At 49.4% G+C, this 17800-nt stretch carries 13 protein-coding genes; 9 read left to right on the forward strand and 4 right to left on the reverse strand.

Going from position 1 to position 17800, the window contains the following annotated elements; translation table 11 throughout:
• The first annotated feature begins 2374 nt into the window (after positions 1 to 2374).
• A complete protein-coding gene (locus L579_RS08460) occupies positions 2375 to 3454 on the forward strand; it encodes a RepB family plasmid replication initiator protein (protein ID WP_021183835.1) in 1080 nt (359 codons plus the stop codon).
• A gap of 600 nt (positions 3455 to 4054) precedes the next feature.
• On the opposite strand, the gene gstA is transcribed toward L579_RS08460, so the two are convergent.
• The gene (gstA, locus tag L579_RS08465) at positions 4055 to 4660 is read right to left on the reverse strand and encodes a glutathione transferase GstA (RefSeq protein WP_036625946.1); all 606 of its coding nucleotides are present in this window, start codon (positions 4658 to 4660) and stop codon (positions 4055 to 4057) included.
• 129 nt (positions 4661 to 4789) lie between these two features.
• Between gstA and L579_RS08470 the strand changes: the two genes are divergently transcribed.
• Positions 4790 to 5680 (forward strand): LysR family transcriptional regulator, encoded by an 891-nt coding sequence (locus tag L579_RS08470; protein WP_021183837.1) that lies wholly within the window; start codon positions 4790 to 4792, stop codon positions 5678 to 5680.
• Positions 5681 to 5797: 117 nt separating this feature from the next.
• On the opposite strand, the gene L579_RS08475 is transcribed toward L579_RS08470, so the two are convergent.
• A complete protein-coding gene (locus tag L579_RS08475; RefSeq protein ID WP_051337950.1) occupies positions 5798 to 6466 on the reverse strand; it encodes a DUF3313 domain-containing protein in 669 nt (222 codons plus the stop codon).
• A 118-nt stretch (positions 6467 to 6584) separates the two neighbouring features.
• Here L579_RS08475 and L579_RS23755 point away from each other — a divergent pair, with 118 nt between their 5' ends.
• Both L579_RS23755 and L579_RS08490 read left to right on the forward strand, forming a co-directional pair.
• Positions 6585 to 7055, forward strand: coding sequence for a hypothetical protein (locus L579_RS23755; protein WP_152521876.1), 471 nt, complete (start codon positions 6585 to 6587; stop codon positions 7053 to 7055).
• 376 nt (positions 7056 to 7431) lie between these two features.
• Entirely contained in the window at positions 7432 to 7716 is a 285-nt protein-coding gene (locus L579_RS08490; protein WP_036625956.1) for a hypothetical protein, read from the forward strand.
• 307 nt (positions 7717 to 8023) lie between these two features.
• Here the strand turns inward: L579_RS08490 and L579_RS08495 are convergent, their stop codons facing one another.
• On the reverse strand, positions 8024 to 8647 hold the full coding sequence (locus L579_RS08495; protein ID WP_021183841.1) for a TetR/AcrR family transcriptional regulator: 624 nt from the start codon (positions 8645 to 8647) through the stop codon (positions 8024 to 8026).
• A 79-nt stretch (positions 8648 to 8726) separates the two neighbouring features.
• Complete coding sequence (locus tag L579_RS08500; RefSeq protein ID WP_021183842.1) at positions 8727 to 9368, reverse strand: TetR/AcrR family transcriptional regulator; 642 nt, start codon at positions 9366 to 9368, stop codon at positions 8727 to 8729.
• A 116-nt stretch (positions 9369 to 9484) separates the two neighbouring features.
• Here L579_RS08500 and L579_RS08505 point away from each other — a divergent pair, with 116 nt between their 5' ends.
• From L579_RS08505 to L579_RS08525, 5 genes are all read left to right on the forward strand, one after another.
• Complete coding sequence (locus L579_RS08505) at positions 9485 to 10138, forward strand: O-methyltransferase (protein WP_021183843.1); 654 nt, start codon at positions 9485 to 9487, stop codon at positions 10136 to 10138.
• On the forward strand, positions 10138 to 11475 hold the full coding sequence (locus L579_RS08510) for a hypothetical protein (protein ID WP_021183844.1): 1338 nt from the start codon (positions 10138 to 10140) through the stop codon (positions 11473 to 11475). Before L579_RS08505 ends, L579_RS08510 begins: the two co-directional genes overlap by 1 nt.
• Before the next feature lie 56 nt (positions 11476 to 11531).
• Positions 11532 to 12974 carry a prolyl oligopeptidase family serine peptidase gene (locus tag L579_RS08515; RefSeq protein WP_021183845.1) on the forward strand — a complete coding sequence of 481 codons (1443 nt, stop codon included), beginning with the start codon at positions 11532 to 11534 and terminating at the stop codon, positions 12972 to 12974.
• 310 nt (positions 12975 to 13284) lie between these two features.
• The gene (locus L579_RS08520; RefSeq protein WP_021183846.1) at positions 13285 to 14619 is read left to right on the forward strand and encodes a Fic family protein; all 1335 of its coding nucleotides are present in this window, start codon (positions 13285 to 13287) and stop codon (positions 14617 to 14619) included.
• 715 nt (positions 14620 to 15334) lie between these two features.
• Entirely contained in the window at positions 15335 to 17680 is a 2346-nt protein-coding gene (locus L579_RS08525; RefSeq protein ID WP_021183847.1) for a membrane-bound PQQ-dependent dehydrogenase, glucose/quinate/shikimate family, read from the forward strand.
• Positions 17681 to 17800: the final 120 nt, after the last annotated feature.

Here is a 17800-nt window from a genome sequence, read left to right on the forward strand (position 1 = left end):
TGAGCTTTTGAGCTTTTGAGCTTTTGAGCTTTTGAGCTTTTGAGCTTTTGAGCTTTTGAGCTTTTGAGACTGCCACAATGCTCATATATGTAAATGAGTTAATGCTCAAATGAATAAATACTTATTTGAGTAAGTGAGTTTCCATGTGTATGCTCGGTCCAACCCGTTATTCGTTACTCCTGTGGGGTGAGCTTTTACTCAAATGACAAAATGAGTATTTACTCACATGAGCCTATGTTGATTTACTCAAATGAGGCTATTCCTACAAGGTAATTCTTTTCTCCCAGATTCGCTGATAGTCTACTAATACTCTCCGCAGCTCTCTGATTTTCGCGTGTGTGGACATGGATTTTCTTGTATCTCACATGCAATACGTCCCCTTCATCAAACCTTTTGCTATCGCGTGGATGCAAAATCAGCTCGAAATCGTAGTATCGGGCTTTCATTACGATAAGTATTTACACAAAACCTTACTCACTTACTCACTTACTCACTTACTCACTTACTCACTTACTCAATCATGATAATTCCCAATTTTCACACTGCAACCATCTATCCACCATACATATGTGTGTCCAGTGATGCCTCATCACGAAGATGGAATACAAAATGATCACAGCGGCATTACGAGGTTAGATTGAATAGTCATACTCAAATGAGTAGTTGAGTAGTTGAGTAGTTGAGTAGTTGAGTAGTTGAGTAGTTGAGTGTGAACCGAATTTTACATCACAGGAAGTAACTTGTTGTTCATTATCTGAAAATACAATACACATTTACTCATTTGTGTTTTTACACAACCATTACATCAATTGGGACCCATAAAAGATGAGCCTGAAACAATCATCCTGCTTTTCTGAGGATGAGAGCCAGGGGGGGGGAGCTGGTCAACAGCAGAATCAGCAGTAACCTCAATTTATAAAATTGATTCGTGGCTAGCGGAAAATACGTCTCTGTGCGAAAGAGCGTAGTGCAGCTCAGAGCTGTGGTAATCAAACATGTGACTAAGGCTTCATTGCGATGAACTGAGTGAAATTCGTGTAGTGAAAGCATAAATACGGGAAGAGTAACCAGAAGAAACACGTTAAGTGTGGCAAGCACATGACAACAGAACGCGAATTGACGGCTGCACTGCCATAGAAGGTCATAAGCACGCGGTCGTTAATTCCATACTGACCTGGTGATGTCAGCGTCTAAGATTCGGCAACCTAAGTTCTACCAGGTGACGGCGAAGAGATTCATCCAGCGTAGTGGTAAGGTTGTGAACTGCGGTGAGTCCAGCGGATATGTATGGTGAAAATGAATGCGTACTACATCATCATCCTGTGCTGATCTCATCAGACAGGGAAAGGTGTTCACTCAGTACCTGAAAACAATTCGATCAAGTCCAGAGTTATCAGATCAAAACCGAGAATCATATGACTACTATAGAGAGTAACTTTACTCACTACAGTGGTCTTCATTAACGGGGAATGGCGAGAACGGGTAGGGATTGGAGTGCTCTGCTGCTGTTGGTGGTTTGAATCGCAGATGAGAATCAGTTTTCCATTACTCTCTATAGTAGTCAGACACTCACTACAGTGGTCATTAGTGATGTTGCTGTTGAGTCTGATGAGATGTACTTTCGATGTTGTATGGCCAAAGCGGATAGGTCATCCCATCATTGAACCAGCAGATAGTTTTCGATGAACTGGCCGCCAGACAGAACACAAATGCATGCCAGTGCAGAGACGCTTTTTCCTCATTATCCACAGGACAGATCCAATTATTCGATCCTAATATGATCCCAGTTAGATCCTAAACAGATCCCATACCCCCTGAAACCCTTGTCAGACATGGCCTGGATAGATGTTGATGACTGCTGTAGGGAGAGGAAAGACTGCTGTGTTGAGTTAATTGACTGCTAAAGAGAGTACTGATGACTGCTATGTTGAGCAAGCGATGACTGCTGTAGTGAGTAACTGTTTGATTTGGTTGTTTATAAGTCAAAATGCCTAAAATCCGCGCTAAGCTGCGTCCTTACTGTTATCAACGGACTGCCTGAGTTCTCTGTAATTTGATTTCATTGAGTTATACACAGGCCAAAAACATAAAAATAGTCCTCTAAAATCATCCTCAATCTGGATCCAATAAACGATCCGTTAGATAGCGCAGCAGTTTGATCGTTTTCGATTATCGTCAATATAATGATTTATAACAAATTATCTCACACAATGACTACTATAGAGAGAGAATAAGACTGCTGTGATGAGTCAAATGACTACTATGGAGAGCAATTAAACTGCTGTAGTGAGTAGAATAACCGCTGTAGTGAGTGCTAGTATCCGAAATATCGAGTAACGGCGATCATCGCTTGTTCAGATCACGGATTTTTCAAATGCCGAAAAAAGAACAAGAAAACAAACTGATAGCTGAGGCTTTCAGTGAAACGGATAAACGAACTGGAGAGGTTGTTCACCTCACGCCGAACAGTAATAACACTGTTCAGCCGGTTGCATTAATGAGGCTGGGACTGTTCGTTCCGACCCTCAAATCCACCGCGAATGGCAGAAAAAATCAGTTATCCACTATGGATGTCACTGATGAGCTGAAGCAACTGACGATCGTTAAAGCCGAAGGGTATGAAAATATCAAGATCACTGGCGCGCGTCTTGATATGGACAACGATTTCAAAGCATGGGTTGGCATTATTCATGCGTTTGCCAAGTACAAAGTGCTGGGAGACAGTGTCACGCTGCCTTTCGTCGATTTTGCCAAACTCTGCGGGATCCCGTCACTTCGCTCTTCCGCTAAGCTCAGAACACGCCTGGAAGCCTCTTTGACGCGTATCGCGACGAATACCATCCACTTCACCAATAAAGAAGGGGAGTATTACGTTACGCATCTCGTCCAGTCAGCGAAATACAGCGTAAAAAATGACACTGTCACTTTGCAGGCGGATCCCAAGATCTTCGAACTGTATCAGTTCGATCGTAAGGTACTGCTTCAGCTTCGCGCAATTAACGAATTAGCCCGCAAAGAGTCAGCTCAGGCGCTTTACACCTTTATCGAGAGTTTGCCCCCGGATCCTGCTCCTGTGTCAATGCAGCGCTTGCAGGCGCGCTTAAACCTGACTTCGCGACCAAACACCCAATACGCGACCGTCAGAAAGGCGATGGAGCAGCTCAAGGAGATTGGCTACCTCGATTACACCGAGTTTAAGCGTGCCAGCACCGTTTACTTCTCCATTCATTATCGACAGCCCAAACTCAGACCAGCAAACATCCCGCTGAGCCTGCCAGAACTCGGAGAAGACGATCTCGATAATGAGATCGATATCGTCCCGGTTAAGAAGAAGGTGAGGGCAAAAACGACGGTGAAGAAGACCAGGGAAGAGTCGGCAGGGAAGATGGTGATGCTTTCTGATGAGGAGTTGGCCATCCTGGAAACCATCAGGAAGACCAAAAAAGCTGAATAGTCCGTCAGCTGTCATGCGCTCAACATTCCCCTAACGCTGTAGTGAGTTTTACTCACTACAGCGGTCTTTTGTATTTCAGCCACTCAATAGATCCCCGATCACAACTCGCTATAGCAGTCATCTGCACACACCATAGTGGTCATTTGGCACTTCTGAAAAGAAACCGCTGTAGAGAGAAAGAAGACTTCCAACTTGCCAGTAATGACCACTATAGAGAGAAGGCATTGATGTTTTCAGGCCTCCATTTTCACAACCCCCCTGGTAGTTACTAACCTGCGAGGCCTTTATATACGTGATGTTAGTGTTTACTAACAATGAGGATTTCCTTATCAAGTGGATGTTTACTGCAAAAATCAAAACACGGGTGATATCGCACAATTCTGGTAATTCTCTCCATAGCAGTCATCCCTGAAACGGTCGTTACTCTCCATAGTGGTTATCCTGAAGAACACGCGTTACTCCCCACAGTGGTCATCAACAACAACTGACGATCTCACCTGTCCTTTGCAAGTCTTCCGGCAGGCTTCATCGTGGTTCCAATGTAACCTCGGGCTTGGAAACTAGATTCAGCTCAGACGCACGGAAAAGATTCACGGGCCTTTAATTTGGGGCTTCAGCGCGTAATGCAGCCTGCACCGCAGGCCGCAAAGTAACAGAGGCCTGATAGGCCAATAGCGCAGGCCAGTTATGAAGTTCGATGGAGAACCATTTACACCAGCCCAGCACGGTGAAAAGGTAAGCATCGGCAATGCTGAACGATGAGCCTGTCAGACAGGTTCTTCCTGCGAGAGTGTCTTGCAGGAAATCGAACCGTTTGAACAGCTTTTCACGGAAGATATCTTTGGTGGTCTCGGGTAGCGTGGTATTGAACAACGGTGCCGAGCCAGCGTGAATTTCAGTGGCGATGAAGTTCAACCATTCCTGTAATCGTAGCCGCTCCCAACTGCCTGCGGGCGGTGCCAGCTCACGCTCAGGTTTAAGGTCAGCCAGATACTGCACAATAGCCGGACCTTCTGTAAGTATCTGCCCATTTTCCAGTTCCAGCGCAGCGACATAACCCTTGGGGTTAATGGTGAGATAGTCTTGACCATCTGCGGTCAGCTTACTTTTGTTGTCCACTCGGATTAGCTCAAATTCAAGCTCAAGTTCGCGCAGCACTATATGGGGTGAAAGCGAACAGGTGTTTGGGGCGTAATATAACTTCATGATATCTCCATAAATATTGAAAACAGTTTCGCAGTGCACTACCTGCACTTGCAGTCACTGTGATTGAGTTGAGATATTCTGTAAAATTAATAGTTAATTAATGAAGTATTAGTTGAGCTACTGATCATCATGATGAATCTATTGCACTGGCGGCTACTGGTTGCTGTCGCCGATGCCAGCAATATCTCGCGTGCCGCAGAGGATGTGGGAATGACTCAGTCTGGTGCCAGCCAGGCTATCGCTCAGTTGGAATCATCACTTGGGTTCCAGGTTTTTACCCGTGAGCGACGGCAGATCACCGTTACCGCATTGGGCGAGCTGGTGGTTGAGCACGCAAGGAATATGCTGGTTCAGCTGGAGGCGATCCGGGCGCTGGCCGATAACAATCGCGGTTTAAGCACTGGACGCATTCGCCTGGCCAGTTTTCCCTCGGTCACGTCAACGCTACTACCCGGGTTGTTGCGGGATTTCAGGCGCCTGCATCCTGGTATTGAAGTTGTCGTGTTGGAGGGGACAGACGAAGAGGTGGAGGAGTGGGTGGCTGAAAGCACTGTCGAGTTGGGGATCGTCATGAACCCTGATTCTGGCCGTGCGGAAATGGTAATAGGGCAGGATGCCTGGGTCGCGGTCTTTCCAGCCAGTCACTTGCAAGCACGCCGTGTAAGAGCACAAGGTATTACGCTTGGGGAACTGGCCTCTCAACCCTTTATCCTCGCTACCGGTGGCTGCGCTGTAAACGGGAGAAGCTTGATGGAGCAAGCGGGTTTGCAGCTTTCAGACATACGCATGACGGTACGAGATTGGATCAGTGCCAGCAAGATGGTGCGCGAGGGGATGGGCGTAGCTTTGGTCCCTGAATCAACCCTTCCGGAAGATCGGCGTGGCTTGTGCGTGGTGCCATTGCTTCCTCCTGTATGTCGTGAATTTGCGCTGGTTTGTTCACAAGCCGGAAAATCTTCCCAGGCAACTCAGGCCTTAATTGCACGGCTGCGCATATACAGCAAAGCAATGCACGATTGATCACCGTAGCGTCTTAAAGCGGTACGTGGAGCATTAGCACAACGTAAACTCCACATACCGTGAGAACAGGGATGTTGACAGTGGACTCAACTCCACGCACAACACGCCATTAATTTGTTAATGGAGTTTTTCTAAAAGCTGTTCAGCCCCTTTGTCTATCCCGGTTTCAGCGGCACTCAACGAGCCAAAGGTGGCACCGACGTTCATTGCATTCGGATACTGTTCAGTGACGTAGGCCAGCAGAAGTTCGTTCGTCTCGGCATCCTTTATCTCGACTGCATAGTTAACGTATCCGCTCATCAGCCCGCGACCGCCCCGTACAGACTGAACAATGTTGTAAGGTCCACCAGCCAGATCGAATTTCGTAAAGGTACCAACAACCTGCGGTGTCGTATCCGCACCGGTTAGCGTCAGTTTAAGCCGGAGGGAGGGGGACGTTCCTGTAGCAGCATCTACGACAAACTTTTCTGCCAGCACTTCGCTAAATTTTTTCTGCATATAGTCGGCGAGCTTGCGCCGATCATCCGGAGAAAGATCGTTAAATTGTGCGTCACTTCCACCATAGATCTGCACAGGTTCTAACGTGATGCTGCGATATTTGTTCCAGTTTACCGGGGCCGCATAACGGAAAGGTATACGATCGCTATCCTCTGACGTATTTGGCGTCATCCGTGATGAAGATTCAATCCCAGAATACTTTACTGGGGAGGTGTCAGCGCAACCGACAACAGCGATAGCGGCGGCCAGAGTCACGGTACAACAAAATGGGCGGAACAATTGCTTCATATCCAGGCTCTCCAAAAATTTCTTTAAATGAACTGTACGGTATAGTTAAGATCGATTAACATGCCTAAGTCAAGAATATGTTTCAGTTCATTTCGGTATTTTTCATTGCGGAGGCCATATGCTGAATATCCAGTCGCATCCCGTTGGTCGGTATTTAACTATCTGTTCTTCAAGCACAAAACAGCACGTTAATGCTCCAGAGCACCTTAGCACTTCGCAAGAAATTGCCGAGTCAGGATTCCATTGCGAACTGCCGTTCCGCTATATCGGCCTGCCTGTCAGGAGGAAACTCACCCGGATGATGCTCATGATGAAAAAAAGCGAGAGCAGGGCTTTGCAGCATTCAGGCAATCCCTCTTCTTATCGGCACGCGGTGGATTATGTGCGCGGGGTAATGGACGCAGCCATGCTGCGAGGCGAACTGCGTTACCGGCCAACTGAAGAAGTGGTGCGTTTTTATCTTTCGCAGCTGAATGAGTTGAGCATTCTGCTGGCCGAATCATGCTGGACGAATTTCGAGTTGCGTTGCGAAGTGCGCCGCAGAACAGAGGTATTTATCGAAAAGTACGCAGCTGTTAGCCGGGGATAAAAATAATTCTGATGGTTAGCAGACTGCTGATAGTCGCCGGGGAAATGACGTACAGGGAGTGGGTCATAGATGTGGCAATGATAACGGTATCCATCCTGATTCTCTGGCGAGCAGGCAGCAATGTCAGAGAGATTCGGTATATCCGTCGATTAGGCATAAAGCGGGGCAATTATTATGCCTCCCGGGTCTGGGGGGCCCGTCTGCTACCCCTCATTGTTTTGCTGATGGTTGAGATCGTGGTGGTGCTGGTAGTCGGTGTTCTGACAGTCCTTAAGTTGAGAGAAGTAACGTTCTGGTGAATCACAGCCAGGGTTTCGGTCTTTGCGTGCTGCCCATAAGGGTGAGTGATATTTCTTAACTCAGGAGAACCATCCAGATGAGAGACAAGTTTATGACCTTAACGGAAGAAATGACATTCAGGGACTGGAGCATGCTGTGTGTACTTGTCACCACTGTCATTATCATGTGGTGGCGGGTGGGGAGTAACATCAGAGATGTCATCTATATCAGACGATTCAGAGCGCAGCGTGGCAGGCAATATGTATCCGGGGCCTGGGGAGCGCGCCAGAATTCCCTGATTACCCTGCTTGTTGCGGAAACACTGGTGGCGGTGGCCATCAGTATTCTCATCGCGCTGATGCTGGTTGGTGTGACATTGTAACGGTTGGACGCGATGATGTTGCCCGCCAGGTGCGGGCAACATCCGATCAAATATGACTACCGACAGACAAACAGGCAGTAAGAAGAATGACCGCCGCGCTGGTAAACAGGGGGAGAATGAAACGCATTTTATTTCCTTAAAAGAGAGAAACACACCCGCTGAGCAGCAGCGAGCCGAAAGTAATACCTGCCAATAACAGAACACGGTGCAACATAAGATAACCCCCATTAATGAACTGTACCGTTTAGTTTAATTATAATCTGTGGTCTGTCAATCGAATCATGACTTGTTGACAGACTTACATCCCTTATCTGACGTTCAGGGCGGTCCCTTGCAGAAATACCTGCACGGCATTTTCAACCATTGTGGCAACTTCTTTATCCGTATACACCGGCATCTGGCGTCGCAGAAAGAGTTCATCTGCTTCAGCCTTAACCAGGGCCGAAAACTGCTTTGCTCTTAGCCCTGGGTTGCTACGGGATAATTCCCCGCTTTCCATGTATTTTTCCATCACCTGCGTCAGTGCGTTCATGCTTTCCCGTACACCGGATTCATAAAAAAGCTCTCCGATATCGGAATGGCCGGCTTCGCCAACGACCATGCGGTAAAGTTGCATGGCCTTCCAGTCGGACGTCATGACGCCCAGCATCCTCTCACCGAACTGCTGTAGTTTATCCGCGAGGCTAAGAGATTGATTATCCGCACTGTACAGCTCATCAGCAGCACGGGTGAGATAGTTGGTACTGAAGGTTCTGACGACCGCCTCAAACAGGCTTTCTTTCGAGTTGAAGTAATTGTAAAGGGTGGCTTTTGAACAACCGGCGGTTTTTGCAACGCCATCCATCGAAGCCCGTTCATATCCTTGTTCAAGAAAAACGGAGGAAGCCGCGTCAAGGATCTCTTTTCTTTTTTGTTCAGTTAGCTTACGCATTGTTATCTCCAGGGTCAGAAAAACCACCTTAACAAAACCAGATGGTTCATTAAAGGATGAACTGCTCCGTTACGTAACATCAGGCGGGCAACCAACCCATACCGCGTAACGTAATCTGGATGCGTTTTTTTATATGTTCTGCGATCGCCTGTTTTTCTCTGAAGTCTGCTACACGCCGGTGTGGCATAAGTGCGCCGAAGACCACATCCATCAACATTCCGGCATAGACCGCCACATCATCCAACGGCAAATTTTTCTCGCTGGCGGTGCTCTGTAACCAGTCCATGAGCATTTCCCTGGAACTTACCGCCCGGGTTTCATAGAGATAATCGGAAAGCTCAGGGAACAGGATTGATTCGCGCGTCATCAACCGCAGGATCGCTTCACGCTCCAGAGATTGTTCTTCGCTGACGTCGAGGCGAAAAATTCGAAACAGACACTCGTCCAGCGCGCACTGTTCATCCTCGGGTCTGGGCAAATCAAGCAACAGATGGCGATGCTCGCTGATCACTGCGGCAAACAAGGCCTGTTTATCTCTGAATACCTCATACAGCGTACGTTTCGAAACTTTTGCCCGCCGGGCCACTTCTGCCGTGCTGGTATTGGCAAAACCCAATTCAACGAAGGCGCGATAGGCACTTTCAATGATGACCTGACGTCGGCTGGCGGCATCCTGGGTTCTGGGGCGACCGCGAGTAGGCAGTGAGTCACTACTTTTCATGTTAACTGTGGGTTCCGTTAATCTTCGTCACAATTATGGTACTTGATAAGTACCATAAAAAGGTACAGGATATTTTTCAGCAAAGGCAGATTTTAACGTAACCCTGGAGAACATCCATGAAAACGGAACCGTTTACTCACACCTCCTCCGCCATCCGTGATCCGCAGATTTTAAAGGTGATCGCGCAGATGAATGCACGAAGGAAGCATCCGGATGCGGCCGCATTTGCCGGGCCGGGCGCACCGGACCCGGAAATGTTTGCCGATTATGGCTTCTCGATTCATCCCGAGCAGGGCGACCTTATTTATCTGTTATGCCGGGCAATGAAGGCAAAAAAGGTGGTGGACTTTGCCACTTCGGTTGGAATGTCAGCCCTCTATTTTGCGGCCGCAATGCGCGACAACGGCGGGGGGGAGGTCATTGGTGCCGAACTGGTGGCGGCGAAAGCAGCAACCGCACAGCGCAATCTGGCTGCCGCCGGGCTGGAGAGTTACGTGGATATCCGTATCGGTGATGCACGCGAAACGTTAAAAGATCTCGGCGGTCCGGTCGATTTTGTCCTGATTGATGGCTGGCCACTGGCAGATGGTCCGACGCTGGCAAGACAGGTCATTGAAATCATGGCGCCGCAGTTACGGGTGGGGGGTTACGTGCTGAATGATAACGCGGAACCTGATTTCCTGGCGTTTATCCGTAATCCGGACAACGGATTCATCTCGGTTACGTTGCCCATCAAGCGTGGAACTGAACTGGCAGTGAAGGTCGGATAATGTCGATGTTTACCCGACGACATTTCCTTCAGGCCGGTGTAGGACTGGGGGCTGCCGCGATGTTGACGCCGGGCTTTTCCGCTTTCCTGTCCGGCAAAAACCATCGGCTTAAGGCGGGCGTGGGACGGGCAAATGTGGTTCTGACCGGGTTATATCCGCTGGATGATTTTGTCGGTGAACACGATCCACTGGCTACCCGTGTATTGCTGCTGGAGCAGGATGGCCAGCGTCAGGCCATTGTCGTAGTGGACCTGACTTCACTGACACAGGATGTCATTGTCCGGTTCAAGTCTATCCTGTCAGAGGTCAGCGGTGTCACCGCTGCGAACACCATCATCAACGCCAGTCACTCCTTCTCAACACCGCATATTTTTACCGGGGCCTCAGCAGCGGTGCTCGCCGCCTTTGAGAATGCCGTGCGTAGCGCAGCAACACAGGCGGTCAGTTCCTTACAACCCGTACAACCGGGTATCGGTAATGGCCTGAGCAGAATCGGCGTCAATCGTAATATCAATGCCCCTGCGGGCTGGTGGCTTGGCGCTGACGATGCGGGTTATAGCGATCCCCATGTGGGGCTGATAAGTCTGAATACGGCAGACGGCCATCCGCTGGCGATTCTGATCAACTATGCCGTGCAACCGGCGGTGATGGATGCATCCCAAAGAGCAACCGGGGGCCGCCTGGTCAGTGCGGATCTGGCGGGAGCGACCTGTCGTTATGTCGAAAACCATTACGGCAGTGGCACGGTGGCGTTTTATCTCGTGGGCTGTGCCGGGGATCAGGTGCCTTATCTCCAGGCCAGTCGTCATGTTGTGCATAAAGATGGCAGCACCGATCGTATCGATATTCACGAAAAAGGTTTCGCGTTGCTGGATTCATTCGGACAGCGGCTGGGGGACGAAGTTATTCGAATCGCTGATGGTATCAGCCCTCAGCCAAGTGGCATCTTCAGAGTCGAACGGCAGAACATTACCGTCAAATCGCAAAACTTCCCCCCCCGGCACGCGCCAACCGGTCCCGTTAAGACATTTGATTATCAGGTCAGCGGTGTCAGCAGCCTGCCAGTGGTGATGATGCAATGGGGAGACAGCGTATTAGTCGGTGTCCAGCCGGAGTTTTCTGCCAGCCTCGGTGTACATATTCGTGCCGAATCCCCTTTCGCACAGACCTTTGTGATGACCATGGTGGATGGTGCGGCCAAATATCTCCCGGACAGCGACAGCTACGACCGTTTTACCTATGAAGCTCGCTCTTCACCTTTTGCACCTGGCGCCGGTGAAGTGGCAGCCCAGGCCATTATTAAACAGTTAAAGCAGATGCGGGCGTTACCTGCATGACGCGCAACCTGCATTCAGGAAGATAAAATATGACAAATATGTCGCGAAGAACTTTCATGGTGGCCGGAACCGCGCTGGCCGGAGCTATCTCTGCGGCAGGGATATCCCGTGAGGCGGTGGCGGCAGATAAAAATGGATTTATGGCGGCATCGGCAAATGCGACGAGCAAGGACGATGGCGTGAAAAAAGGCCCTGGTTTACAACGTATTTTTGCACTTTGCGAAGTCACGGGGGGTGGGGAGAAGATTTACGGCATTGCCGCTGAATATGACGCAGATATCGATCCAACCAGCCTGGCACTCACAACGTTTAAAGCGGGGGTAATACCGGCAGCCGAGGGATTCTTTGCCGGTATGCCCAACGAACCCGACAAAAATGCCACGCAGGCTAAGCCCTTACCACGCGCCATCACATCAATTTACACCCATGCCGAACCCGCGTTGCTGGCAGGACAATCCAGCGTAACCGGACGTTATGTGATTGTCGAATTCGCTCATGATACGGACCTTAGCCTGCCGACCCAGGACAGCGATATCGTATCGCTGACGCAGGTTAAGAACGTCAAGACCCTCGCCGGTCATGTCTATGCCGCCAGCAATACGCCGTGGAGCAATGCCGCTGCGCGCGGCAACAACGTTGTTATTCGGGGCGTTGATGAGTGGGAGCAGCATCACTGGTGGTGGGATGACAGCCGATCGGCGTGGCTTGAATACAGCATTTATCTGCCGAAATCATTTCTCAAATCGGGTGGTGAGAACAAGGCATATCCACTGGTACTGGCCATTACGCACTCCGGCACCAGCTATGATGGCACCTGCGCCCAGACGCTGACTGAGCAATGTATTGCGTCGATCTGGAGCATGCCGGAAGAGCAGGACTTACATGAATGTGTGGTTATCACACCGCGTTACGAGCGCACCACCATGAACGATTACTGGGAGCACACCAGTGATGTGGAGAATACCTGGCGGCTGGTGCAATCCCTGCTCAGTAACACCTGGGACTACGGTAATCCGAATCTCGAAGATCGTGCCGACAAGGTGCTGAAAATTGATGCATCGCGGGTGTACTGCACCGGATGGTCTATGGGTGCCATGACATCGCTGTGGCTGATGGCGAAACACCCGGAGACCTTCGCCGCCGGACTCATCATTGCCGGGCAACAGCGCCCCAAAGATGTTGCGACCCTGGCGAACCAGAAATTGCTGATCATTACCGGGTCTGACGACAACAAAGCCACGCCGTGGAATGAAAAATGTGTGCCCGTGTGGGAGCAGGGTGGCGCGAAGGTGACTCGCCCGAGTGAATTGCTGGACCCGACACTGATTTTCCCGGTTAACAATCAGCAGGCATTAACGGAGCAGGTTAATCATTATCTGGATCAAGGCGGGAACATTACGTTTTTGACCTTCAAAGGTGTTGATCATATGGCCTCTGCACGCAAATTCTTCTATATCAATGCCGCACGGGCGTGGTTGTTTAAACAACAAAAGGTGTAATTATCAAATCGGATATAGACGGTTTACTGGTCCTGCCTTATGCCGATAAGCGCCAACAGTGACGGTATGAAGCAGGATATGTACGTCATTGTGGGCCGTAAATGTAGTGGAGGTGGGCCGATAAAGAGGCTTGTGGGCCGTAAATATTGTCATGATGGGCCGAAAAGGCTACTGATGGGCCGTAAATTCTGCTGTAATGGACCGAAAACAATATCGATGGCCCGTAAATTTTATATATCGGGCCGTAAACCTATCTGCAGGAAAGGTGTGTCAGCAAAGCTGATGTCATTTAGCGGCAACTGGAGAAACAATGGATTTGAAAAATGAGATTTTGGTAGCTGTGGCTGTCAGTAACATACCTCTCAGTTCCGGTGAACTCGCGCTGTCACTAAAAATTGGCAAATCAACCGTTAAACGTCATGTTGATACTCTGCTTAAAGAAGGCCGCCTAATAAAGGTAGGAACAGGTAGGGGAACCCGGTACAGAACTGATGTAGATTTACGGCCTGTTAACTTGCAAGATAACGCAAATGCGGGGCTTGAACAGCCATCCAAATCTTCAGAATTACTTAGTTATCTTCAGGCTCCACTCTCCGCAAGAGACATTACTGGTTATGCGAGAGAGTTTGTTGATGATTATATTCCAAATCAATCCTCTTTACTGCCAGCAGCCCTTGCGGAAACCTTGAGACTGGAAGGACAGATGGGTGGGCAACAACCTGCTGGTACCTACGCTCGTAAAGTTCTTGAGCAATTACTGATAGATTTGGCATGGTCTTCATCGAAACTAGAGGGAAATAAGTATTCGTTACTAGCGACAGAAGAACTTTTTAAAAGTGGAACTGAAGGCGGTGACCTTGATGCAGTTATGCTGCTTAACCATAAACAGGCAATTGAGTTCCTGGTAGATGCGGTTCCTGATTATGGGCTTACTGCACCGGTAATTAGCAATTTACACTCTATTTTAATGCATGATCTTCTGTCTGATTCTGAAGGGTTGGGTACCATAAGAACAAAAATTGTGAATATTAGCGGTACAACATATACACCTCTACAAGCCCCTCTGATTCTTCAGGAAATGTTTGACATAATTATCGCTAAAGCACGTATAATAAAAAATCCAGTTGAGGCGGCTTTTTTTCTCTGGGTTAACATGGCTTATCTCCAGCCATTTGAAGATGGAAATAAAAGAACCAGTCGACTTGCAGCTAATATTCCACTGATGATTTATAATAGTGCCCCATTATCATTTCTCGATGCTGATGTAACTGATTATGCTTATGCAATGATGGGTGTTTATGAAAAGCAGGATGTGACACTTGCTATTGATTTATTTGTACATTTGTACAGGCGTTCGATAAAAAGATATCGTGTCACTTTGGATTCTATGGGGGTTCCGGATCCGTTCAGATTACTCCATAGGGAAGACCTTAATATCGCAATACGGGCTATTGTTGTAGAAAGACGAGATATTGAATCAGTACTCACATCGCTGGGAATAAATGATGATGAGAAAGAAAAATTCAAATCATTATTGGTTGATGAACTCCGCGTATTGCAAATTCATAATTTTGCACGCTATCGGTTGGGCATGAGAGAGGTTGAACAATGGATTAACGAGGGCCGTCCTATCATAAATCTGTGAACTGATGGTTTTTTGCGTATTAATTGCTGACTGACGAAAGAAAAGTGTAGGGTTATGGAAAAATACTATGAATTGTAGCTGCACATAATGCTTATAGATGTAAGCTCTTAAGCACTCTCGCAAAAAGAGCGCTAAGACCAAGTGAAATAATATCCCTACTCGACATCATCTCTCTATCCATTTTATTGCTATGGATTAGGGCCGATCGCTAAAGAACTGACCCGGTTTGCCCATATCACATTTCCAGCATGAAGAATGATATTCATCTCTTACCTTGAAACGCCTTAACCTACGAAAGCTCAGCAGCAAAACCAAGCGATTGGAGAATTCGCTCACGGCCTAATGGATTTAATGTACCGGATGGTCAATTGTTCGGATGAAAATTCATATCAGCCGAACGGTTATCACATTGAACACTCCCACAAAAAATTCCAATAAAAACCAAATTAATCATGTGGTTATGTCTATTATTTGTCTGAAAAACATATTGACAGCCCTGTCCCTGTATACCTAGATTATAAAGGCATGCTGCCAAATGTTACAACAACAATCTTTTCATGTTGCAGACATGTAAGTGTGCTGGTGGCATAAATTCTTACTTCTCGCGTCTGCAAGATTCCGCACCACCAGCCTGTAATCAACTTACTCATTGAGCTTACTCATGAATTCATCACTTGAAGGAAATACCAGGATCTCAGGCTGGCGAGGATGGTGCATGCTGGGATTTGGCGTTTTGCTGATTCTCACTGGTGCCGTTCTTGCCATACCGGGTTTTAAACTGGTTCGACTCTCTGGCAGTCCCTACTACCTGGTGATGGGGGTAGTGTGGATCGTTGCGGGTTTACTGGCGGTATTACGTCGTGCGAGCGGGATGTATCTGTACCTGGTAAGCTTTATTGCCACGCTGGTGTGGTCACTATGGGAATCGGGCCTTGACGGGTGGGCGCTGGTACCGCGCCTCGATCTGGCCCTGCTATTCCTGATCATTACTGTGGTGCTGATGCCAGCCCGCCGCGCTGATGGATCACGCGCTTATCGACGTTATGGGGTGGGCTTGCTGGTGGTGACAGTGGTGGGCCTGGCAATTGCCATCCCGCTGGCGCAGAAGCCCTATCCGGTTGAAGCGGCGACTACGCCGGTTGGGGATTATTTTGACAATGTCACCACGCCAGCCGCGCAGGACTGGCCGACCTATGGAGGTGGTCAGGGGGCACAGCGCTTCTCTGCGCTAACGCAGATCACCCCGCAAAACGTCAGCCAGTTGAAACGCGTCTGGGTGTATCACACCGGTGAAGCACATACGCCGAATTTTGGTAACGAGCTGACCCCGATTAAAATTGGTGATGTGGTGTATGGCTGTACCATCCGCCATAAAGTGTTCGCGATCGATGCCGCTACCGGTAAACAGAAATGGATGTTCGATCCTAAAACCCCGGCAGAATCCTCCCCGCCCAACTCGGCCTGTCGCGGCGTGGCTTACTATGAAAACCCTGTCGTCCCTGCCGACCAGGCCTGCTCGCAGCGCATTATCGTGGGTACCCTGGATGCCAAACTGGCAGCGGTGGATGCCCGTACCGGTGAACTGTGCCAGGACTTTGGTCATCACGGCTTTGTCGATCTGATGGATGGCATGGGCAAATGGCCTGCGGGTATCGTTTCCGTCACAGCGGCACCGACGGTCGTGAAAGGCGTGGTGGTCACAGGTCAGCAGGTGATGGACGGCCAGCTCCGCCACGCACCTTCTGGTGTGGTGCGCGGTTATGATGCCGTCACCGGTCAGTTGCGCTTCGCGTGGGATATGGAACAACCGGATATCACCACCACACCGTCGCCGGGTAAAACCTATTCACTCGGCACGCCGAATATGTGGTCTACGGCGGTGGCTGATGAAAAGTTAGGGCTGGTGTATCTGCCAATGGCCAACTCGGCGGGAGATTACTACAGCTCCACCCGTACCCCGGAAGAGCGTAAATACAGCTCCTCGATTACCGCGCTGGATGTCACCACCGGTAAACCGCGTTGGGTGTATCAGTTCGTGCATAACGATGTCTGGGACTACGATACCCCTGCGCAACCAAGCCTGGTGGATTTCCCCACCGACCAGGGTCTGGTACCGGCGCTGATTGAAACCACCAAGCAGGGTGATCTCTGGGTGCTGGATCGTCGCACCGGTCAACCTCTGCACAAGGTTGAGGAGCAACCGGCACCGCAGGGCGGAGTGGAGCCAGAAGAACGGGCGAAAACCCAGCCACGCTCGCTGTATAGCCACACGCAGAAACCCGATCTGACAGAAAAAATGATGTGGGGCGTGTCGCCTATCGATCAACTGGTGTGTCGTATCCAGTATCGTGAAGCGAACTATCAGGGCATCTTTACGCCACCGAGCGCGGATAAACCGTGGATTGAATACCCGGGTAACAACGGCGGATCTGACTGGGGCAGCATCTCGGTTGATGTGCACAATGGCGTCATTATCTCCAACTACAACGATCTTCCCAGCTATTCGCGTCTGGTGCCGCGTGCCAAAGATGACGAGATGGGCGTGTTCTGGCTGGGTGACCCGCGTTACAAGAACCCACCACCGGGACGTAATCGTCCGCAGGCTGGTCTGCCTTACGGTCAGGATGTTAACACCGGTTGGGTATCCAATATCGGTGTGATCTGTAAACAGCCGCCGTTTGGCATGATTAAAGCCATCGATTTGGCAACGGGTAAAACGCTGTGGGATCGCCCACTGGGCACCGCAGAACGTAACGGTCCCTGGGGGCTGCACTCCATGTTGCCGTTGCAAATCGGTTTGCCGAATAACGGTGGTGTGTTAACCACACAAAGCGGCCTGGCGTTCGTGGGGGCAACCACTGATGATTACCTGCGTGCGATAGACGTGAAGACGGGCAAAACGTTGTGGAAAGATGAACTGCCAGCGGGTGGTCAGGCAACGCCAATGACTTATGAGGTCAACGGTCAACAATTCCTGCTCATTATGGCGGGTGGCCATCACGGCATGATGACGCCGGAAGGCGATGAAGTCATCGCATATGCCTTGCCTGACAAGGTCTGAGTTTCCCTCCAGTTAAACGACCTGCTGTGAAGCAGGTCACAATTCCTTGACAGTGAAAACCCACTTACCTAGATTATCTAGGTAAGTGGGTCATCCGGCTTGATACCTGATGACATGGAA

Source organism: Pantoea sp. AS-PWVM4, assembly GCF_000468095.1.
Lineage (GTDB): Bacteria > Pseudomonadota > Gammaproteobacteria > Enterobacterales > Enterobacteriaceae > Pantoea > Pantoea phytobeneficialis.